Origin of the sequence: Falsihalocynthiibacter sp. BN13B15, from assembly GCF_041205415.1 — a bacterium.
Classification (GTDB): Bacteria; Pseudomonadota; Alphaproteobacteria; order Rhodobacterales; family Rhodobacteraceae; genus Falsihalocynthiibacter; species Falsihalocynthiibacter arcticus.
Genome location: NZ_JBGFCE010000002.1, coordinates 506,889 through 526,229 on the forward strand (window position 1 = coordinate 506,889; position 19,341 = coordinate 526,229).

The 19,341-nt window shown below is 55.6% G+C and carries 22 protein-coding genes; all 22 read left to right on the forward strand.

Translation table 11 applies throughout. From position 1 onward, the window contains the following. Nucleotides 1–114: 114 nt before the first annotated feature. The 22 genes from AB9F26_RS05105 (at nucleotide 115) to AB9F26_RS05210 (ending at nucleotide 19,312) form a co-directional block, all read left to right on the forward strand. The gene (locus tag AB9F26_RS05105) at nucleotides 115–462 is read left to right on the forward strand and encodes an HNH endonuclease (protein WP_369767450.1); all 348 of its coding nucleotides are present in this window, start codon (nucleotides 115–117) and stop codon (nucleotides 460–462) included. A 122-nt stretch (nucleotides 463–584) separates the two neighbouring features. Next, nucleotides 585–1,067 (forward strand): hypothetical protein, encoded by a 483-nt coding sequence (locus AB9F26_RS05110; RefSeq protein ID WP_369767451.1) that lies wholly within the window; start codon nucleotides 585–587, stop codon nucleotides 1,065–1,067. Between the two features lie 9 nt (nucleotides 1,068–1,076). Continuing rightward, nucleotides 1,077–2,783: a terminase large subunit gene (locus AB9F26_RS05115; RefSeq protein ID WP_369767452.1), complete on the forward strand. Its 1,707-nt coding sequence runs from the start codon at nucleotides 1,077–1,079 to the stop codon at nucleotides 2,781–2,783. Next, nucleotides 2,780–4,003, forward strand: coding sequence for a phage portal protein (locus AB9F26_RS05120; RefSeq protein WP_369767453.1), 1,224 nt, complete (start codon nucleotides 2,780–2,782; stop codon nucleotides 4,001–4,003). Before AB9F26_RS05115 ends, AB9F26_RS05120 begins: the two co-directional genes overlap by 4 nt. Next, nucleotides 4,000–4,845, forward strand: a complete 846-nt coding sequence (locus AB9F26_RS05125; protein ID WP_369767454.1) for a head maturation protease, ClpP-related — start codon at nucleotides 4,000–4,002, stop codon at nucleotides 4,843–4,845. Before AB9F26_RS05120 ends, AB9F26_RS05125 begins: the two co-directional genes overlap by 4 nt. 72 nt (nucleotides 4,846–4,917) lie before the next feature. Continuing rightward, entirely contained in the window at nucleotides 4,918–6,177 is a 1,260-nt protein-coding gene (locus tag AB9F26_RS05130) for a phage major capsid protein (protein WP_369767455.1), read from the forward strand. 73 nt (nucleotides 6,178–6,250) lie between these two features. Continuing rightward, on the forward strand, nucleotides 6,251–6,763 hold the full coding sequence (locus tag AB9F26_RS05135) for a hypothetical protein (RefSeq protein WP_369767456.1): 513 nt from the start codon (nucleotides 6,251–6,253) through the stop codon (nucleotides 6,761–6,763). Then, nucleotides 6,760–7,056: a head-tail connector protein gene (locus AB9F26_RS05140; protein ID WP_369767457.1), complete on the forward strand. Its 297-nt coding sequence runs from the start codon at nucleotides 6,760–6,762 to the stop codon at nucleotides 7,054–7,056. Before AB9F26_RS05135 ends, AB9F26_RS05140 begins: the two co-directional genes overlap by 4 nt. A gap of 1 nt (nucleotide 7,057) precedes the next feature. Next, nucleotides 7,058–7,261, forward strand: coding sequence for a hypothetical protein (locus AB9F26_RS05145; RefSeq protein ID WP_369767458.1), 204 nt, complete (start codon nucleotides 7,058–7,060; stop codon nucleotides 7,259–7,261). Beyond that, complete coding sequence (locus AB9F26_RS05150) at nucleotides 7,258–7,602, forward strand: hypothetical protein (protein WP_369756919.1); 345 nt, start codon at nucleotides 7,258–7,260, stop codon at nucleotides 7,600–7,602. Before AB9F26_RS05145 ends, AB9F26_RS05150 begins: the two co-directional genes overlap by 4 nt. After that, a complete protein-coding gene (locus AB9F26_RS05155) occupies nucleotides 7,602–8,024 on the forward strand; it encodes a hypothetical protein (protein ID WP_369767459.1) in 423 nt (140 codons plus the stop codon). The genes AB9F26_RS05150 and AB9F26_RS05155 overlap by 1 nt, the downstream gene beginning before the upstream one ends. Continuing rightward, complete coding sequence (locus tag AB9F26_RS05160; protein WP_369767460.1) at nucleotides 8,021–8,419, forward strand: hypothetical protein; 399 nt, start codon at nucleotides 8,021–8,023, stop codon at nucleotides 8,417–8,419. The genes AB9F26_RS05155 and AB9F26_RS05160 overlap by 4 nt, the downstream gene beginning before the upstream one ends. An 82-nt stretch (nucleotides 8,420–8,501) precedes the next feature. After that, on the forward strand, nucleotides 8,502–8,909 hold the full coding sequence (locus AB9F26_RS05165; RefSeq protein WP_369756922.1) for a hypothetical protein: 408 nt from the start codon (nucleotides 8,502–8,504) through the stop codon (nucleotides 8,907–8,909). Beyond that, nucleotides 8,909–9,292: a hypothetical protein gene (locus AB9F26_RS05170; RefSeq protein WP_369756923.1), complete on the forward strand. Its 384-nt coding sequence runs from the start codon at nucleotides 8,909–8,911 to the stop codon at nucleotides 9,290–9,292. Before AB9F26_RS05165 ends, AB9F26_RS05170 begins: the two co-directional genes overlap by 1 nt. Before the next feature lie 8 nt (nucleotides 9,293–9,300). After that, on the forward strand, nucleotides 9,301–9,408 hold the full coding sequence (locus AB9F26_RS05175) for a phage tail assembly chaperone (protein WP_369756924.1): 108 nt from the start codon (nucleotides 9,301–9,303) through the stop codon (nucleotides 9,406–9,408). Between the two features lie 3 nt (nucleotides 9,409–9,411). Continuing rightward, nucleotides 9,412–12,519, forward strand: a complete 3,108-nt coding sequence (locus AB9F26_RS05180; RefSeq protein WP_369767462.1) for a tape measure protein — start codon at nucleotides 9,412–9,414, stop codon at nucleotides 12,517–12,519. Continuing rightward, the gene (locus AB9F26_RS05185) at nucleotides 12,520–13,146 is read left to right on the forward strand and encodes a hypothetical protein (RefSeq protein ID WP_369767463.1); all 627 of its coding nucleotides are present in this window, start codon (nucleotides 12,520–12,522) and stop codon (nucleotides 13,144–13,146) included. A 10-nt stretch (nucleotides 13,147–13,156) separates the two neighbouring features. After that, entirely contained in the window at nucleotides 13,157–13,783 is a 627-nt protein-coding gene (locus tag AB9F26_RS05190) for a hypothetical protein (RefSeq protein ID WP_369756927.1), read from the forward strand. Then, nucleotides 13,770–14,225: a GNAT family N-acetyltransferase gene (locus AB9F26_RS05195; protein ID WP_369767464.1), complete on the forward strand. Its 456-nt coding sequence runs from the start codon at nucleotides 13,770–13,772 to the stop codon at nucleotides 14,223–14,225. Before AB9F26_RS05190 ends, AB9F26_RS05195 begins: the two co-directional genes overlap by 14 nt. After that, nucleotides 14,225–18,490, forward strand: a complete 4,266-nt coding sequence (locus AB9F26_RS05200) for a phage tail protein (RefSeq protein WP_369767465.1) — start codon at nucleotides 14,225–14,227, stop codon at nucleotides 18,488–18,490. Before AB9F26_RS05195 ends, AB9F26_RS05200 begins: the two co-directional genes overlap by 1 nt. Beyond that, nucleotides 18,487–18,903 carry a hypothetical protein gene (locus AB9F26_RS05205; protein ID WP_369767466.1) on the forward strand — a complete coding sequence of 139 codons (417 nt, stop codon included), beginning with the start codon at nucleotides 18,487–18,489 and terminating at the stop codon, nucleotides 18,901–18,903. Before AB9F26_RS05200 ends, AB9F26_RS05205 begins: the two co-directional genes overlap by 4 nt. Further along, nucleotides 18,896–19,312, forward strand: a complete 417-nt coding sequence (locus AB9F26_RS05210) for a DUF4376 domain-containing protein (protein WP_369767467.1) — start codon at nucleotides 18,896–18,898, stop codon at nucleotides 19,310–19,312. The genes AB9F26_RS05205 and AB9F26_RS05210 overlap by 8 nt, the downstream gene beginning before the upstream one ends. Nucleotides 19,313–19,341: the final 29 nt, after the last annotated feature.

Below are 19,341 nucleotides of genomic sequence, written 5' to 3' on the forward strand. Positions count from 1 at the left end.
TCACCAACTGCGCCCACCGGAAACGGTCTGGGCGTTTTTGCTTTTCGGCGTCACGCCTGCCTCTCACATTTTGGATATCTCTATGCTGTCGGTCCGCATCAAAGGCGCGCACTCGTGGGGCGTTTGAAAACCATCCCGTCGCGCCTGTCGCGGGTGAAGCCGCGCTTGGCCCAGCCGGTACCGCTGGCGGTGGAAGGGCAACGGCGCTCGGAAGGTCCGATCAAGAGCTACCGCTGGCAAAAGCTGCGCCAGAAAATCTTGGCGCGGGATGGCTACCTCTGCCAGCAAACCGGCGTGGCTTTGATTGGCAAATATCCGGAGGCAAACAGTCCGGTGGTCGATCACATCAAGCCCCATCGCGGCGACCTCGATCTGTTCTGGGACGAAAGCAACCTGCAAGCGGTGGCGAAAGCCTGGCACGATCGCGAGAAGCAAAGCCTTGAGAAACGCGGTCTGGCGTGAGGCTGTCACGTCATTGAAAACGTTGGATAATATCCTGTACCTCGGCGAGGAGGGGGGTGGGGTCAAACTCAGGGGTTTTTGGGCATATCGACCCGTCTCCCCTCACGTAGAGGTTTTTTTTCATGGCGGCGAAATTTGATCTGCTTGGCGATCCGATCCCGGACAACCATGGCAAGGCAGGGCGGGATGGTCATGTGGCCTGTCGTGAAAATCATAACAAAATCAGACTATTAGCGATTGCAGGTTGGACGCAGGCGCAGATTGCCAAGGAGCTTGGCCTGTCGGCGCCGACTCTGCGCAAGCATTATTTTCTATCTTTGAAGAAAGGCGCCTCGATCGCGGTGTCTGAAATCAAAGCGCAAGTGATGCTGATGTTGTTCAAGGCAGCGCAGGGCGGAAACGTCGCCGCGATGAAAGAACTGCTGAAGCAAGCTGAGCGCAGCGAGTTGGAAGCTCTGGCGGGCAAAGCGCGCGGCGACGGGAAGGCCAAGGAAAAGCCGCTGGGCAAAAAAGCGCAACAAAGCAAAGACGCGCGCGACATCACCGCTACTGCCGAGGGTGGGGTTGCGGCGCATTTGCCGAGTTATTCGGATTTCAAACATTAGGGGGCCGAAGTGGCGCTAGATTTTTCCTTTGCTTGCCTTGATTGGGAGGAAAAACTCAAAGCGGGGGAAACGCCGATTTGCGCGTTGCCGATCGACACCAGGAAGGCGGATCAAGCCGAAGCGATTTTTAATTCCCTGCGCCTTCCGGATGTGATCGGGCAACCGACCATGGCGCAGGCGGGCGGGCAATGGTTTCGCGATATCGTGCGCGCAGCCTTTGGCGCTTATGTTGAGGGCACGTCTGAGCGTCTGATTGGCGAGTTGTTCGTTCTGGTGCCAAAGAAGAACTCGAAAACCACCAACTCGGCGGCGCTTGGGATCACGGCGCTGGTGCTCAATTTGGTGCCTAATGCGGTGATGCTGATCGTCGGGCCGTCGCTTGAGGTAGCGGACACCTGTTTTTCTCAAGCAATCGGGATGATCGAGGCGGATGAAACCTTGAAAGCATTATTTCAGGTGCGGGGGCATATCAAAACGATTGAGCACCGGATCACTGGTGCGGTTCTGAAAATCAAGACGTTCGATATGAAGGTGATGACCGGCGCAATTCCGATCCTTGTGATCTTGGACGAGTTGCACATCATGGCCAAAAACCACTATGCGAAAAAGGTTCTGGGGCAAATACGTGGCGGCATGATCACACGGCCCGATACGCTTTTGATCATGATCACAACGCAATCGGTTGATCCGCCGGCAGGTATTTTTAAATCCGAGCTGGAATATGCACGCGGTGTTCGGGATGGCCTGATCAAAGAAGAGGTTCGGCTCTTGCCGATCCTCTATGAGTTCTCGGAAGCCTTCCAGAAAGACAAAAGGGAACTTTGGCAAGATCCGAAGTATTGGCCGATGGTGCTGCCAAATCTTGGGCGTTCGATCGAGATTCACCGGCTGACGCCTTTGTTTCGGCAGGCGATGGACAAAGGGCTTGAGGATAAAATCCTTTGGGCCTCGCAGCATTTGAACATTCAAATCGGGCTGGGGACGCATTCCGATCTTTGGATCGGCGGCGAATATTGGCTCAGCTCGGAAGACGAAAATCTAACCTATGAGAAAATCAAGGAAGTTTGCGACGTTTGCGTCGTCGGGATCGATGGCGGTGGCCTCGATGACCTTTTGGGCCTCACGGTGATTGGCCGCCATAGGACAACGAAGATTTGGTTGAGCTGGTCGAAAGCCTTTGCCGACGAGCTGGTGAAAGAACGTCGCAAAAATATCGTGGCGGAACTTGAGGATTTCGAAAAGGCTGGCGATTTGGTTTTCGTGAGTGATGGCGTGGAAGATATTTCCGCCGTTGCAGAAATATGTGCGGATTTAAACAACGCGGGGTTGCTTCCAGACGAAAACGCGATCGGCCTCGATCCGGAGGGCGTTGCGGCGATCATCGACGCGCTTATCGGTGCGGGGATCAGTGAAGCGCAACTTGCGGCGGTGTCGCAGGGCTACAAACTCAATGCCGCGATCAAAGGTGCGCCGCGAAAATTGAAAAACGGCTCCCTCAAACATTGTGACCAGGCGCTGATGAATTGGTGCGTGGGCAATGCGCGGGCGGAAATGCGCGGCAACGCCCAAATCGTGACCAAGCAATTGTCCGGGTCTGGCAAGATCGACCCCTTGATGGCGTTTTTTGATGCGGTGATGCTGATGAGCCAAAATCCTTCGCCGTCTATGAAAGCAAACATGGATGAATTTCTCTCAAACCCTGTGATGGTGATATGATCCGATTTTTGAAGGCGGCAACGCGCGTGGTGCGCCAAGAACTGGCCAGCGGTGAATCCGGCTGGGTGTCTTTGTCGTCGAGCGAGGCAATTTCGTCGAGTGGGGTGACGTCTGCCGCTGGGAAAATAGTATCCGAGAAGGCCGCGCTCAATGTCTCAGCGGTCTGGGCCTGTGTCAGTAAGACGGCGCAAATCGTTTCGACCTTGCCCTTGGACCTCTTTGAGAAGCAAGCGGATGGGTCGCGCGTAAAAATCGAAAACGACCTATCGCAAATGGTGAAGCTTTCACCAAACACCATTCAGACGGGCGTTGAGCATTGGGAAGGGCAGGAAGCCAAAAAGCTTCTCTCGGGTAACGCCTATTCCGAAAAAATTCTCTTGGGAAAACGGCTCGTCGGGCTGAGACCGCTGCATAATGTTAAGCCCGTGAGGATTTCCACAGGTTTCAAATACAGGGTCACGGAAGATGGCCGCCAGTATGATCTTCCGGCTGAAAAAGTGCTGCATATGCGCGGCTTTGGCGCGGGCGATGGCTTGGGGTTGTCGGCGGTTTCTTATGGTGCGAATTCCATGGGCTTGGCGCTGGCGGCGGATGAAACTGCCGGCGCGGTGTTTGCCAACGGCCTGATGGCCAGCGGCATTCTCAAGGCGGATCAATCGTTGACAGAACCCCAACGCGCAAAGCTTCAGGAGATGCTCGAAGCCTATACCGGTTCAAAGAAGGCTGGCAAAGTCATGGCGCTTCCGGGGGTTCTTGAGTTTCAACAACTCCAGTTCAATCCTGAAGATATTCAAATGCTGGAAACGCGGCGCTTTAGCGTTGAAGATGTTTGCCGCTGGTTTGGCACGCCGCCGATCGTGATTGGCCATGCCTCTGAAGGTCAAACCATGTGGGGGTCGGGCGTTGAATCGATCATGCTGTCTTGGCTGACAACGGGGATCAATCCGCTTTTGTGTCGCAATGAGGCGCGGTTCAATCGCGATCTGATTCCGATCGAGAAGCGGCGGCGCTGGTATTTTGAATATAACCGCGAAGCCATGCTGCAGATGGACAGTGTGGCGAAGGGGGAATTCCTCTCCAAAATGCGCACCTCGGGCATTATGTCCGCCGACGAAGCGCGCACGAAAATCAACCTGCCCAAACGTGGCGGGGCTGCGGATCAATTGATCGCGCAGACCGCTTTGGCTCCCCTTGAAAAACTCATGACAGGTGAAAAATGACACTTCGCATATTGCCTAAGGCAACCCTCAACACGCTCCCAAATTGTCGCTCTGACATTCCAGAGCGCGCGATCAATCAGTGGAACCCCGATGTGATGGCCTCGGAAGGGGAGAGTGGCGAAAACACAATCACAATTCTCGACCCGATCGGCGCGGATTGGTACGGCGAAGGGGTGACGGCCAAACGTATTTCGGCGGCTTTGCGGCGGATTGGCCCAAATCCGGTCGAGGTTGTGATCAACAGCCCAGGCGGAAGTTTCTTTGAGGGGCTGGCGATCTATAATTTGTTGCTGGAGCATAAAGGCGAGGTCACGGTCAAAATCATCGGCATGGCGGCGTCTGCGGCCTCGGTGATTGCGATGGCGGCGGACAACCTGCTGATGGCGCGGGCCAGTTTTCTGATGATCCACAATACTTGGGTGATGAGTGCCGGAGATCAGCATTCCTTCCGCGACGTTGCCGATTGGTTGAAACCTTTCGACGAAGCTGCGGTTGATATTTACCACGCGCGAACGTCGATCGACCGTAAGAAAATTTCCGCAATGTTGGACAAGGAGACCTGGATCGGGGGAAGCTCTGCCGTCGATCAGGGGTTTGCGGATGATCTTCTTTCTTCCGATCAGGTCGAAACCAACGCTCAAAACGCCACGGAATTGACGCCGCATGCTGCGCAGAAAAAAGCAGACCTTTTGCTTGCGCGCTCCGGTGTCACCAAAGCAACGCGGCGCGAGATTTTCGCCGCGATGAAAGGGGGCACGTCTCGCGCTGCCCTATCCAGTACGTCCAGCGCTGCTGTTCATGAGGCGGCGACGCGCCTCCTAACTCAAATCAACAACATCTAACGGAGACCAAATATGTCTAAACGATTTTTAATGCCGAGCATTGCTCTGGCAACCCTTTCGGCTGCGCTCCCAATGGGCGTGATGATGCTGCCGCGCAACGATGCCGACACCGATACAGTTGCTCTGCTGACCAAAGTTAGCGCCCAATTGGATAAGGTCAGCTCCGAAGTCAAAAGCACAGCTGAGGACGCGCTGAAGCAAGCAAACAAATCCGGAGTTGTATCTGCGGAAACAAAGGCTACCGCCGACAAGCTGCTCACCTCGCAGAGCGCGATGAACAAAGTTGTGGAAGCTTTGAAGGCGCAGGTTGAGGGGCTCGACAGCAAGACGCAGGACATCGCACAGCAATTTGCCGAGGGCGGCGCAGGCGGAGGTCAGAACGGGCCAGTGTTAAGTCTCGGGCAAGCATTTGCGGGCGAAACCGATAAAATCAAAGCTTTTGTTTCCAACGGCTTCACGGGAGTCATGTCAGTAACGGTTCAGAACGCGATTACGACGGCGGCTGGTTCGGGCGGTGGTTTGATTAGCCGCCATGAAGAGACCACGCCGATTGGCATTCAACGCCGGCGTTTGTTGATCCGGGGGCTGTTGACGCAGGGCAAAACTGGCAGCAATGGCGTCCATGTGCGCAAACAGGTTCTGCGGGACAACCAGGCGGCGGCGACGGCCGAAGGGGGCACGTCGCAGGCGTCGGCCTATGGCTGGGACAAAGAGCTGACACCGGTGAAGAAAATCACCCATGTCACCAACATCAGCGAAGAAACCATGTCTGATGCCGACGAGTTGCAGACCGAAATTGACAGCGAAATGCGCTATGGATTGGACCTTGAAGAAGAAAACCAGCTGCTTGCGGGTGATGGTCTTGGCGAAAATCACAGTGGCCTTTTGACCGAAGCGCCGTCTTTTGTGGCGGCTGCCGGCTTGCCCAATGCCACGCGCATCGATCGCTTGCGCCTGGGGATTTTGCAGATCGCGCTGGAGGATCATATCGCGTCGTCCTTTGTGCTCAATCCGCTGGATTGGGCGGCGATTGATCTGCTGAAGGACACGACGGGGCGTTATATTTTCGGCAACGCCTTTGGGCAATCCTCGCCCTCGCTCTGGGGCAAGGATGTGGTCGAGACCTCCGGCATGGGGGCGGGCGAATGGTTGACCGGCGATCTTGCGCTGGCGGCGACGATTTATGATCGGCAGGAAACGGAAGTGCTGATTTCTTCTGAGCATGGCACAAATTTCGTGGAAGGCATGCTGACCATGAAGGCGCAGAAGCGCCTTGCTTTGGCGATTAAACGCGCGCTCGCCATGTGCAAAGGCGACTTTGTCTTCGTGTAATCCATTGATGGATTGAAAGAAACAGCGCGCGCCGATTGGCGGCGCGCGTGACCTTAAAATTGTGCGAGGACATATGTTAATCAAAATGAATTCGACCCGTCACACGGCGGTCGGCACGTTTAAGTTTGGCGTGATCTATAACGTCGATGAGCGGGATCCGCGCGTGGCCAAAGCGCTCAAAGGCTTGCGGGCGGGTGCCACTCCTGCGGCGACGGTCCTGACGGAAAAGCAGGCGAAAAAACTGAACGCGGAGGTGAAAAGCCTCGCGCCATTGCCAGCGGCCAGTTTCAGTGCTCAGGATGCGGATGTGCTGCAGAAGGAACTGTCGGCAACGCAGGCCACTTTGGAAGAGCTGCAGGGAACTGCAGGAGATTTGGCGAGCAAGGTTGCGGCGCAGGATGCGGAAAACATCGCACTGACGGCAGCGGTTGCCGCCCTGTCTGACGAGCGCAAACAACTCGAGGACGATCTTGCCGCGATGGCGGCTGAAGCTGACACCTTGAAGTCCACGCTTGAGAACGAGCGCACGGCAGCGGTTGCGAAAGCCGAAAGCGCGACGACGAAAAAAGCGACCTCCAAGACATGAGCGCAGTCAGCCTTGCGGACGCCAAAAAAGAAGTTGGCGTCCGCCATGACGAGCATGACACGCTTCTGACCGGCTACCTTGAGGCTGCAACCGTTCACGCTCAAAACCATGTGAACCGTATATTTGCAGACGATTATGGGGCGGACCTTCCATCTCCCATTTGCATCGCCATTTTGATGCATGTTGCATTTCTCTATCGCAACCGGGGAGCGGCATCTGATGGTAAAAATTCCGAACTTCCAAACGGTTATAAAATGCTTTTGGAAGCTTATCGAAATTTCTTGGGAGCTTGAAATGCTTAAAAAAGTCAAAGTGAAAACGAAAACCGTGACCATGATCAAGGCGCGGGCGGTGAGTGGCCAAACCCGTGCCGTTGGCGAGGTTCTGCGCGATCTTCCCGAAACGGTCGCTGATATGCTGGTGGGTCGCAAGGTCGCGGTCCTTGGTGAGAAAACTCAGCAAAAGCCCGTTGAGGAGAAACCCGAGCCAAAGCCGTGATCTACGCCGATATTTGCCGCATCGAGCATCCGGTCGAAACACCGGTTGCTGGCGGTGGGCGCGAAATTCAATGGCAGGAATTCATGGTTCTTGATTGCCGGATTGAGGCGCTGCGCTCCTTTCAGGCCGCCGTTGAAAGACAAACGGCGGGCGGTATCGCGTCCATGCCACCGGTGCGTCTGCACTTTGGCTATTTCGCTGGCGGTTTGGCCATCACCGAGGCGATGCGGGCGGTCAATTTGGAAACGCAGGAGGTGATGAATATTCTGTCGCCGCCTGTGGATTTGAGCGGGATGCGGGTGGAATTGACGCTCTCTGCCGCGATCGGAAAGCCGAGCTGATGGCTAAAATTCGAGGAGCAAAAGAGCTGCGTCGCGCGTTGAAGCATGCGCCAAGCGCCTTGCGCAAGGAAGCCACCGAAGAGGTGAAAATTTCATCCCAAACCATGTATCGGCGGGTGATGGCGGGGTTGGCCACGGCGGGGCGGCTTGCGCCGTTGTGGCACGGAAAGATCGGCATGCAGCGGATTACTGGCAATGCGCGGCGGTTTTACCGTCATTCTGTTTCGGAAAAGAAAATGAGCGGCCGTGTCGGCTTGTTGACGCCAGGTGCGCATCGATCGGCTTTCTATTTGCGGATGTTTTTCTACGGCACCTACCGCCAACCGGCGCGCAATATCCATGAAGAGGTCTTTGAAGACGAGGCCGACGGGTTTGTGAAAGCCCAGCAAAAGGCGCTTGATCGCGTGGTGAGGAAATTATGACCGTTGAACAAGCTTTCCCCTTTCAAGTGTGGATCGCAGAGCAAGTAGCTTTGGCGCTGGCGGCGGACCCGATCGAGGTTTTTGACTATGCGCCGCAAAAACCGCCGGTGGAATTCATCCGTCTCGACGGGTTTGGCCTGACCGGTCAAAGCCTGAAGAACAAAGAGCGCGGGCGTCACAGTTGCGAGATCCATTATTTCCATCGACCAAAGGGGGCGGACCTAGGCGCGCGGGGGCAAAAGCGCGCCAAAGAGGTGCTTGCGGGGATCCATAGCTTTTTGAAGGTGCAGGCCTTCCTGGGGGAAACCCTGTCGTTTCAGTCGATGAGCAATGAAAAAGACGCGGACGGTGTGACCCAGCACGGCCACCTGCGCTATTCGATCCTGATTTCTTAAACCTTGGCGGGGTTCGCCTTTGTTTGCTCGGCCATTTGGTCGGGTCAATTCGTGTGTCTAAATCAAAAAAAGGAGGCCCAACATGTCGGGCAAAGACTATCTTCTCTATATCTCCGCCGATGGAACGTCTGTGGGTGCTAAAACCGCAATCGAACTGCAAGGGGATATGAGCCTCAATTTTGGCAAAAGCGTTTCAAAAACCGCGTATAAAAACGGCGCTAAATCTTCGCAGGGCAATGAGGGCATTTCGGGGTCTTGTTCGTTTGGCGACGAAGCGCCCCTTCCGGCAGGCATTGTCCTGTTGTGGGATGCGCATGACAACGACGGTGCGGCCTATTTGTGGATCGAGTCCAGTAAGACGGGTGGGAAAACTTGGGAGGGTAACTTCAAGGTTGCCATTACCGAGCTTACCGCGCCCACGGAAGGTGAAGTGTCGCACAGTCTCGAGTTCAGCGAAGACGGCACAATCACGCGCGGTACCGTCGTCTAATGCGCGGTCGCGTTCATATCGAGTTCGGCGGGAGGGATCATTCCCTCTTGCCGACTTATGAGGTCGCTGAGCAGTTTGAAGCCCGCCACGGCGGCATTGTTGATCATTACGAAAAGCTCAACAACGGTTCCGCTCCGATGCAGGTGCGCGCTTATTTGATTTTGCTGGCGCTCAAACAGGGCGAGGGCGGCGACAAGTTCACCCTGCAAGGCGTGATGAAGGCCATGTTTGAATTTGGCCTCTGGCATGGCGATCTGGTGCGCAAAGAGAATGAGCTGATCGAAGGGCTCATTTACACGCCGGAGCAGCTCCTCGCAAAAAAGGAAGAGGAGAAGGCGGCGATGAAAATCGCGTCCGAAGCCTTGGGGGTCTTCTCCGAATAGCCTTCCAAGTGGCCACCGTTGATCTGGGCTGGCCACCGTCCGAATTCTGGACCGCAACCCCGAAAGAACTCTGGGCGGCTTACGATCACAAAGTGAAACGAAACAAGGGAAACTAGAGCATGGCGCGCAAGGTTATTGCTGAATTTGATGCGATCGACGGACCGTTTGTTCAAAAGCTCAAGCGGATCGACAGTGGGATTTCGCGCTTTGAACGGGGCACACTTTCATCTTTTGGCCGCGTTGAGCGCGGTATGGATCGCCTTGTGTCGCAGGGCGCAAGGTTGCGATCGACCACGGCCTTTCTGGGCGCAGGCTTTGGTCTCAAGGTGGCGTCGGATTTTGTGGATCAAAGCAAGCTTATTCGGAACGCCCTGCGAGATGTCGGCGGTGACTCACAAGAGACTTTTGAGGCGGTCTATCTCAGCTCGATGAAATCTTTGTCCGGCTTTACCGGCTTTGCACAGGGCGTGCAGCGGATGCAAAAATCGCTAGAGGGGCAGCAAGCCCTCACGCAGACCATTCGCGATATGGAAACGCTCAACAAGTTGCTAGCCGTCGGCGGGAAGTCGGCGCAAGAGCGCGAGTCCACTATGGTCCAATTCACCCAAGCGCTGCAGTCTGGCGTTTTGCAGGGCGATGAATTGCGTTCGATCCGCGAAAACGCACCCATCAGTTTTACCCGCGCGATTGCCCGGGAAGCGGGAGGCACGTTGGCGGATTTGAAGGATCTCGCCAAAGAGGGCGTGATCACGACTGAGGTGATGATCCGTGCGTTGCAAAGCCTTGAGGCAGAAGCCGACGCGAAATTCGCCAATGTCGAGGTGACGGTGCAAGCGGCGGCACAAGTGTTTAAAAACGGCGCGATTGTTGCGGCGGAAGGGTTCGATAAGGGGCTTGGCTTGTCGCGCGCCACGGCGGAAAGTCTGCAGGGGTTGGGCGAGATCTTGGGATCGGATGCCGAGGCCGCCGAGCTCTTTGGCAAGAGCGTGAAAGTGGCAGGCTTTGCGCTGGCGGCGGCTTTCGGCGGGCGTAAAATGACTGGCTTTGTGAGCGGCGTCAAAGATTTGACGGCGGCGCGCTATGCCGCTGCCACTGCTGCCGATCGTGAATTGCGCACGGCAAACGAACTCGTGGCAAAACGACAGCTGGGGGTGGCGGCGACGCAGGCCAGCGTCGACAAGCTGGCATTGCAAGGCGCTGCGACCCAGCGCATGACCTCGGCCAACAAGCAGGCCATAAAAGCGCGCACGCAATTGACAGCAGCAACCGCTCGGCAGGCCATTGCGACGGCGGGGGTTGATGCGGCGCAAAAACGTCTTTTGCTCTCCACACGCTTGCTGACGGGGGCGGGGTCCGCTTTGCGCGGCGCCTTTGCCTTTTTGGGCGGTTGGCCTGGACTGCTGCTGATTGCCGGCACGGCGTTCCTCACTATGGGGGAGTCGGCGGAAAGCGCGACGGAGCGTTTGGAACGGCTCAACCAGATGAGCGGCCAACTTGAAGGCTCCAGCGATAATCTGCGTGCGGTCTTGGAAAAACTCAATGCGGCCATAGAGACGCGCGGCGATAAATCGCTCGAGGCCTCCTCGAAAATCATTGCGGCCACGCGGCAGGAATTTGAAGCCAAGAAGGTTTTGCTGCGGCAAGAAAAGATTGGCGAGCAAAGGTTGCAAGCCGAGCGGCTCAAAGAGTTAAATCGCCTGATCAAAGAGCGCGCGGACATTAAGTCGATTGAGGATCGGGTCATCGAGGCCATGAATGAGGGCGCGGCCTATTCGGGGGAATTGCCCGCGAGCTACCGACAGAACATAACGAAAGGGGCCGCAAAAGCCTATAATGCGGACCTGCTGGCGCTCGATCGCACGATTGATGGTTTGCAAGCGACCGTCGATCTCACGGCTCAATCCATTCAATCGGCCAATGAAATCATAGGCACCTCGTTTGATGTGGAGCCTGCCAAGGAATGGGGGACGCAGGTGGATGCGGCGCGCAAGATGGCGGAAAAGTTCATCGCGCAGAATATGTCGGCGGCGGAGCGGCAAGCGGCGGTCACAGCCGAGGTCGCGGCGGCACGGGAAAAGCTGGTGGCGCAATACGGGGCGGAAAGCGATATCGTGTCCACACTCGATCGCGCGATGTCCAGTTTCCAGAATGAACTCAGGAAAACCAAAGGTGACACCGACAGCCTGACCTCGGCGGCGACACAGCTCAATCAGGCGCTTTCTGCGGTGAGCAGCGTGCACCTAAATCTGGGCGATCGCCTGTCGGTCGCGCGGGCGCAATTGAACGCGGCGCAGGCGGGGGCGAACCAGGACAAAGTAAGTGCGGTCGGGGATGCACAACAGCAATCAATCACGCTGGTGAAAGCAGGCGCCACGCCGGATCAGATCGCGGCGGCCTATACAAAAACTCTCGAGCTCAATCTTGAACTGTCCGAAACACAGGGGCTGATTTCGGCGATCTTCACGCCCAAAAAAGAGGGTGGAGGCGGGGCGACATCACCGCTCAAGACGCTGGAAAAGGAGGCCATCACCGCGATCCAAAGCATGATGACAGCCGAGGAGCGCCGCGCGCAAACCATTGCCAAGACGGTTGAGATTAGGCGTCAATTGGTGGCCACCTATGGCGCGGAACATATCTCGGTTGCGGCCCTTACCGATGCGCTCGATCGAATGAAGAACGAGCTCGAGGACGGCAAAAGCAAAACCGACGAACTGTTCGATACGCTTTCTGATCGTATTGCCAATTCCATCAACGAATGGAAGGGCTTCGGCTCCCTTGTTAAAGCGATTTTGGCCGACATTGTTCGGCAAGAAGGCGTCAGTTTCATCCTGAAATCAGTGGGCTCGGCTATTGGTGGCAGCTTTGGCGAGTCCCTCTCGGCGGAGGTGCATCATGCGGGCGGAATAGCGGGGTCCGGTACGACTAAGCGCCAAGTATCGCCCAGGATGTTTGTTGGGGCCCCGCGCTATCACAACGGCGGAATTGCGGGTCTGAAACCCAATGAGGTTCCAGCGATTTTGGAGGCGGGCGAGCGGGTGTTGCGCAAGGGCGAGACCATGGGCGGCGGCGGGATGACTGTCTCGATCGCCATGGCCAATGATTTTCGCGGCGTTGATAACGGCATGAAAGAGTTTCTGGCCAAGCAAATGTCCAAGATGGAGGCCAGCTTTAAGCCCAAAGTTCTACAGGTGATCTCAAATCTGCCGCGCACCAGGGAGGGTCGTTAGATGACTGTGGCACCGATTTCCGATCTGTTGCTTGGCTATACGTTTCTGACCACAAGCTTCACCCTTCAGCAAAATCAACGGGTGTCGCGCGACAAAGGCGGGCGCGCTTATACGTCCGATTTTGGCGCGCCGTTCTGGATCGCGACCTACGGGTCGGTGATGCTTGGACACGATGATCTGGTCCAAGCGGAATCGCAGCTGCTGGAGTTGGACGGGGCGATGGGCACATTCTGGGCCTATGACACGCGCCGGTTCCAACCGCGCAAACATAGCGGGGGCGCTTTTAGCGACGTCGGGGTGATTGCGTCTATCGGGGTCAACAATGACGCGGTGACGCTGTCCGGTCTGGCGAACGGCTTTACCGCCTCAATCGGCGACAGACTTTCGATCGAAACCGATGGCGGCGGCAGGCGCCTTTTCTCGGTCGTGCGCGAGGAAGTTGTCACGGTGGGCGGCAGCCTGACCATTAAGATCCGCCCCCACCTTCCGATCTCTGTGAGTGTCGGGGCCGATGTGCGCTTTTCCAAGGCCACGGTTCTCATGCAAGTGGAACCACAATCCGTTGAAACCAACGACGCGGGACGTGCCCTTGGGACCGTCAATTTCAAAGCCGTCGAAGTCATCTAAGGATCCCCATATGCCCAATTCAATGAGCGCCGCAAATCTTGCGGCGATTGCACAGCGTCGCCTTTTCCCCCGTGATTTTCTCTGGGTGACGGCGACGCGCTATTCTGATGGCGTGGAGGTTGCGCAAGGCTTCTGGTCAGATGCGGGCGACATTTCCGCTGAAATTTTCAACCCGGACACCAATGCAAACGAGATCCGTTTTTTCCACGGGGTCGGGACGCTGATTTCTATTTCGACCTTGGCGGATGTGAGCAACTTGACCATTCAAGAGTTGGAGATCGCGATTCCGCCTGAGGAAGCTTTTGGCCAAGATTTACTGCGGGTCTATGATCTCAGGCGCGCGAAAGTCGAGATTTATCGGGGATTTCTAGATCCCGCCACCCGTCGTTTGGTGGGGCCCGCCGATCCGCGCTTTCTTGGTTTTATCGATGAGGTCGAAGAAGACGAAGACGATGCCGGCAACACCACCGGCGTTGCCAAATGCGTGTCCTTCACGCAGGAATTGACGCGCTCCAATCCAGATACGCGCTCCGATGATAGCCAGCGCTTGCGCTCGGCCACCGATGATTTCTTGGCCGATGTTTCAACCGTTGGCGACTGGTCGCTATTCTGGGGCCAAAACAGTGGGGTTGCATAGCGTGGCCGTCATTCGTCAGGCGCTTCCACGCGAGGCAACAGCCATTGCAGAACTGGGCCGCGACTTTCTGGCCCATACCGGCGCTCATATCCCGTTTGACCTGTCCTATGCCAAACACACGGTGCGGACGTTTATTTCCGACCCGACGCGCCTTGCGCTGGTGCTGGAAAAAGACGGCGCGGTTGTGGGCGCGCTGCTGGCGGCCACCTCACCATCGCCCTTTTCGCCTGTGCTTTTTGCCCAGGAGGTTGCGTGGTGGGTCAGCCCGAACGCTCGCAGTCTAAGATCGCTGCAAATGATTGCCCAGTATGAAGCTTGGGCAAATTCGCGAGGCTGCCGCTTTGTCGCGATGGCCAGCCTGAATGATCACCGGCTTGATCGTTTCTACCGTCGGCGCGGTTTTACCCCGCTGGAAACCCACTATTTGAAGGGTCTGAAATAATGCCATTTGTCACCGCCGCCGTTGCTGCCATTGGCACCTTCTTTGCGGGATTAACCTTGGAAGTTGTCGGCGCGTTTTTGATTAGAACCATTGCCAGTATCGCTGTGAATGTTCTGGTGAATACGCTGCTTGGCTCAAAGGAGAAAAAACAGCCAGCGATCGGGGTGACCGGCGCATTGTCGTCTGGCGGGGATGTTCCGAGGTCGTTCATTCTTGGGCAGTCGCGGGTTGATGGCTCGCTGGTCTACAGAAACACTTGGGGCAATGCAGGCGCCACGCCGAATGCCTATTACACCCGCGTCATAGCCCTTTCCGATTTGCCGCATTCGCAACTTCTTGAATTTTATGTGGATGGCGAGAAGGTCACCCTTGGGGACATAAAGCACGGCAATCTTGGCTACCCGATTGAAGAATATTCAGATGCGGGCGGCGTCTATCTCTGGATCAATTATTATGACGGTACGCAAACGACGGCCGATCCGCTTTTGGTGGCCCATGCAAGTCCTGAGCGACCCTATCCTGCAACCCGCGTTGGGGTTGGCATGTGCTATGCGGTCATTACCGCGCGCAGCAAGCCGGCCTTGTTCTCGGCAGGTTGGCCTAGTTATCATTTCGTTCTCAGTTCAACGCCGTTTTACGATCTTTCCAAGGACAGCTCGCAAGGCGGGGCAGGGCCGCAGCGTTGGAATGACCCGACAACCTGGGGCGGGGACGGCGATGATCTGCCCGTTGTGCAGGCCTATAATATTCTGCGTGGTATCTTCTACAACAGCACGTGGTTTTACGGCACGCGCGGTCTGAGTTCGGGACGTTTACCGAGCGCGAAATGGATTGCGGAAATTAACAAATGTCGCACGCCGACGGAAGGCCTGAACGGATTTGCGCCACGGTATCGGTGCAGCGGAGAGCTGCGGGTATCGTCGGAACCGGCCTCCGCGCTGGAAGCGGCCCTGATGACCTGTTCGGGTCGCATTGCCGACATTGGTGGCGTTTATTACCCCCATATTGGGGAGCCAGAAGCGCCAGTGGCCAGTTTTACCGACGCCGAAATCTTGGCAACCGAAGAGGAAAGTTTCGTCCCTTTTCGGCGCTTGCACGACACCGTGAATGGCATCACCGCGACCTATACAGAACCGTCCGAGGGCTATGTTACCAAGGCCGCGCCACCGCTTTACAATGCCAATTTTGAGGCCGAAGACGGCAACCGCCGCCTGACCTCAAATGTCGATCTGCAAATGGTGCCCTATAGTGAGCAGGTGCAAAGGCTGATGGCCGAAGCGCTGTCTGCATCGCGCCGCAACCGGCGGCACACGCTGTTTTTGCCGCCGGCCTATAGCACGGTTCTCAACAATGAGGTCCTGGCGTGGACCTCTGAAAAATACAGCTACGACGCCAAGCAATTTATCATCAACGGTCGCGTCCTTTTGGATGACGGGTCGATCGCGCTTGAACTTGGGGAGGTGGATCCCGAGGATTACACGCCACCCGCCGCGAACTCCTATGTGCCTGTCACGCCGTCGCCGGTTGTTCTGGTGCGGCCATCAAGTCAAGCTGTCCTGAATTTCGCAGTTGCGCCGGACTCGGTGGTTGATGGATCCGCGCAAGGGCGCCTTCCCGCAATCCTTGCGACATGGGATACCAGTCTGGACGACATCGAGGCGCTGCACGTGCGGGTGCGTCTTGAGGGGGTGGCGGCCTCAAGTGAGCTTTTGCTCCTTCCCAACTTTGAGGACGGGTCGGCCCGCATTATTGCCGGCATTCTCCCCGATACCGATTACGAGGTCTCGGCGCGTCTTGTGCCAAATGCGGCGCGTGCTGTGTCCTGGACCTCTTGGCTCAAGGTCACAACGCCCGACGTGCGGTTTGGCTATATCGATCTTGCCCCAGCCATTGAGGCTGAAATTACCGCAGCACAGACACAGTCTGCTGCCGCTGCCGAAGGCGTAGTTACTCTATCTGGCGAGGTTACGGCGGTTCAGGACAATCTCGCCGCGCAAATTGCAGCGAGTGATTTAGAGTTTGGAACGGTGAATTCTGAACTAGCCGCGACGGGGATCCTTGCCCAGGCTGCCGTTGCCGGGGGTGGTCTTATCATGGACCCCTACTTTGTAACCTTCGACGAATCCGCCGACGATTGGGAAAAGACGGGCGATGTTGACCCTGTAGGCACTCCCAATGAGGTCTATCCTGTAGGCCAAACCCTGACTATGACAACCCTCTTGGGGCAGGACTGCGGAACCTATCTAAAGTATTCCCAAAGCGGGTGGACGGGCGGCATTGACCATGAGGGATATGTCGTCGAACTTACTTTTGAGGTGGTCGCGGGGGATCCTCAAAGTACGGGGATGCGCGTATCGTGGATCGAAAACTCCTTTAAAAGCGATTATATAAGTCTGCAAGAAGCGAATGACGGCGCGGCTATCGAAGTCGGAAAACTCTACACAATCTCCTTTATTGCAATTCGCCCAACGTCCATTTCCAATCCTGTTATCGATATGGGTGTTTATCTCTACGGGAGTAAAGATAACTTTGGCGACGGTGCCAATCAACCAAACACAACGAAATTCCACAGGTGCGCCATGCGGCCAGCCACTCCCGAAGAACTCGGCGGCGGTATTATTGATGCGGCGATTACGGCGGCGGTTAACACGGAAACCACGGCGCGGGTTAGCTCAGAGGCCGCCCTCGCAAATGCGACGCAAACCGTTCAAAGCAACCTTGATGATACTGATGCAACGGTATCCAGCCAAGCCACGACTTTAGCCGCGGTGGATGGTTTTGCCCAAGCTTCGGCGGGCCTCACAGTCACAACAAACGGCGGGAATATCGCGGGGTTTATCGCCACGTCCTTTTCCAACCCAAATGGATCGGGCGGATCCTTGCTTGAATTGCTTGGGTCGGTTGTGAAAGCGGGAACGATTGCCGCCAATAAACTGAGTGTCGGTTTCAACACCAACAGAATTGTGAACAGCAATTTCTTGGACGGTCTGACAAACTGGTTTTCTTGGGGGAGTGGGGGGGCCCACTCGTCAGGCTACTATCAGGTTCGTGCGGCTGGTTCCAGTTTTGCGGGGAAACTCTATCCGACTTTGACCGCTTACTGCGGATCGGCAGGGATTGACGGGTATCAAGTTTTCGAAAACAAACCAGTAACATCGGCAGGGGGAATGGTTTCTTTTGGGATGCCAGTTTCCGCAGGTGATTGGGTTGAAGCGTCTGCAAAGCTATCAACGCATAGGTGTCGCCGCGTTATTCGTATTCGCTGGCGCGATTCTGATAACGTTTATATTTCGGACTCTACAGTAGAAGATTTAAGCACAACAGGAACAATAGGGGGCAACTCCAATCCCGCCGACTGGCCTAAATATGGCGGTAAAGCGCAAGCGCCAGCTAACGCTGCTTATGCAACTTGGCAAATTCTCAAATGGGAAAATCTTGCAGGTACCTCAAGTTACATCTTTATCCATGAGCCAGTGCTATGTTTGACAACAGCCGACGCCACAGAACTGACAACATACAGTCCAGACGGAACCACGCTAATATCGGGCGGGGTAATCATTGCCGAAACGATCTATACCAGCCACCTTAACACGGTTGAATTTGCCGCCGCTGGCCTTGCTATCTTCGGTGGCGCTATGAAAAGTACCAACTTCAACGGGGCGATTTCTGGCGATGATATTCCTTCCGTAGGGACTGTAGGTTGGGCGGTCTCTAAAAATGGCAAAATGGTTCTTCACAATCTTGTGGTCCGTGGGAGCATTGTTGGCGGCGCGGTTTCTAATGGCGCCGATATGTTGGCGGCTATCGGTAGCCCCGTTCACATTGTCACTTTGGGGTCACAGGTAGGCTCAACAATCTCAACTGGTGTGATGGGATCAAGCGAGCTTTGGATTATCGCCCTCCGTGGCGAGTATAGGCACCAAAAATTGGTTTACGGGGCATACAATAGCGGCAATGGCACAACTCCCGTTTCAACTTATCGAACACAATTAGAATTATGGATGCGGGAAAGATCAGTCGGCGGGTCTTGGGGTGGGTGGTACAAAAAAACAAACGGTGTCGATTCATCATCGACAACCGCTTGGTCAGTCTTCGAGCACTCATATACGGTTATGGGAAAGGGGATTGAGATGCAGTTGAAGCTTATCTTGGGGTCTGCTGGCCCCGCAGTATTTAACGCTAGTGGTGACCAATCGAGCACCCCCGACGTCACCTATACTTGCGTTAAAAACTTGGGACTTTCAGCAAAGGCGGTGGTGAAATGAGTGTTGTATATGTGAAGCTGGACGATGAAAGCCAAGTTGTTGTTTCTGTAGTTCAGGGAGCCGTACCTTTCGACCCTGAAACGATTTTCGAGCAAGGGCTGATCTGCGTGGAAGGTCACTCAGTCGATTTCCTTCAAAGCGCGCATATATTCACAGATGAACTTGGCTTTGAGTTTTTCGCGCGTCCGTCGCTTCCTGAATTGGTGGCGATAGAGGGAGGCTGGGGGATCTCCGGCCTTCCAGAAGGCACAGTCTGCACAATCACGGACATATCGGACGGGGGAACCATTCACTCATCCACAGGCACAGAACTTGAATTTTCTCTGCCGGATGGTGGGAGCTATCAAATCGAGTTTGCAACGGCTGGCCTTTACATGGATCGGACTTACGTTTTGGAGGTCAACAGTGCTTGAAATTAAAAGAACGGTGGAAAGCAAAGCGTACCAGAAAGCCGCTGAAAATCGTGAGATTATGGACGCAATAAATTTGGAACGGGATCGGCGCATAAATCTTGGATTTGATTTCGCGGGCCAACATTTTCAAAGCGACCCCAAAAGCCTTTTGAATATTTCAGGGGCCGGGGCTTCGGCGGGCATTGCCTATATTTCTGGAAAACAAGCGGGCGATTATCGCTGGCACGGTGGCGATAGTGATTTTGCGTGGACGGTTGGCGACAACACGTCTTTTGTTATGGATGCGCAAACGACTTTCGCCATGTCGCAAGCGGCGATGGCGCATGTTGATTGGTTTATGAAGGCTAGTCGCGCCCTAAAGGATATGGACCCGATCCCTTCTGATTTCTTGGATGATCAATACTGGTGAGCGCCCCGCGCGCCTTGCGGCCAATATAG

What these genes read in the sequence shown, in the direction of transcription:
- AB9F26_RS05170 (WP_369756923.1), top strand. Translation starts at nt 8,909, where the DNA reads ATGCGCGGTCGCGTTCATATCGAGTTCGGCGGGAGGGATCATTCCCTC.
- AB9F26_RS05180 (WP_369767462.1), top strand. Translation starts at nt 9,412, where the DNA reads ATGGCGCGCAAGGTTATTGCTGAATTTGATGCGATCGACGGACCGTTT.
- AB9F26_RS05165 (WP_369756922.1), top strand. Translation starts at nt 8,502, where the DNA reads ATGTCGGGCAAAGACTATCTTCTCTATATCTCCGCCGATGGAACGTCT.
- AB9F26_RS05200 (WP_369767465.1), top strand. Translation starts at nt 14,225, where the DNA reads ATGCCATTTGTCACCGCCGCCGTTGCTGCCATTGGCACCTTCTTTGCG.
- AB9F26_RS05140 (WP_369767457.1), top strand. Translation starts at nt 6,760, where the DNA reads ATGAGCGCAGTCAGCCTTGCGGACGCCAAAAAAGAAGTTGGCGTCCGC.
- AB9F26_RS05120 (WP_369767453.1), top strand. Translation starts at nt 2,780, where the DNA reads ATGATCCGATTTTTGAAGGCGGCAACGCGCGTGGTGCGCCAAGAACTG.
- AB9F26_RS05130 (WP_369767455.1), top strand. Translation starts at nt 4,918, where the DNA reads ATGGGCGTGATGATGCTGCCGCGCAACGATGCCGACACCGATACAGTT.
- AB9F26_RS05185 (WP_369767463.1), top strand. Translation starts at nt 12,520, where the DNA reads ATGACTGTGGCACCGATTTCCGATCTGTTGCTTGGCTATACGTTTCTG.
- AB9F26_RS05110 (WP_369767451.1), top strand. Translation starts at nt 585, where the DNA reads ATGGCGGCGAAATTTGATCTGCTTGGCGATCCGATCCCGGACAACCAT.
- AB9F26_RS05155 (WP_369767459.1), top strand. Translation starts at nt 7,602, where the DNA reads ATGGCTAAAATTCGAGGAGCAAAAGAGCTGCGTCGCGCGTTGAAGCAT.
- AB9F26_RS05160 (WP_369767460.1), top strand. Translation starts at nt 8,021, where the DNA reads ATGACCGTTGAACAAGCTTTCCCCTTTCAAGTGTGGATCGCAGAGCAA.
- AB9F26_RS05190 (WP_369756927.1), top strand. Translation starts at nt 13,157, where the DNA reads ATGCCCAATTCAATGAGCGCCGCAAATCTTGCGGCGATTGCACAGCGT.
- AB9F26_RS05145 (WP_369767458.1), top strand. Translation starts at nt 7,058, where the DNA reads ATGCTTAAAAAAGTCAAAGTGAAAACGAAAACCGTGACCATGATCAAG.
- AB9F26_RS05125 (WP_369767454.1), top strand. Translation starts at nt 4,000, where the DNA reads ATGACACTTCGCATATTGCCTAAGGCAACCCTCAACACGCTCCCAAAT.
- AB9F26_RS05135 (WP_369767456.1), top strand. Translation starts at nt 6,251, where the DNA reads ATGTTAATCAAAATGAATTCGACCCGTCACACGGCGGTCGGCACGTTT.
- AB9F26_RS05205 (WP_369767466.1), top strand. Translation starts at nt 18,487, where the DNA reads ATGAGTGTTGTATATGTGAAGCTGGACGATGAAAGCCAAGTTGTTGTT.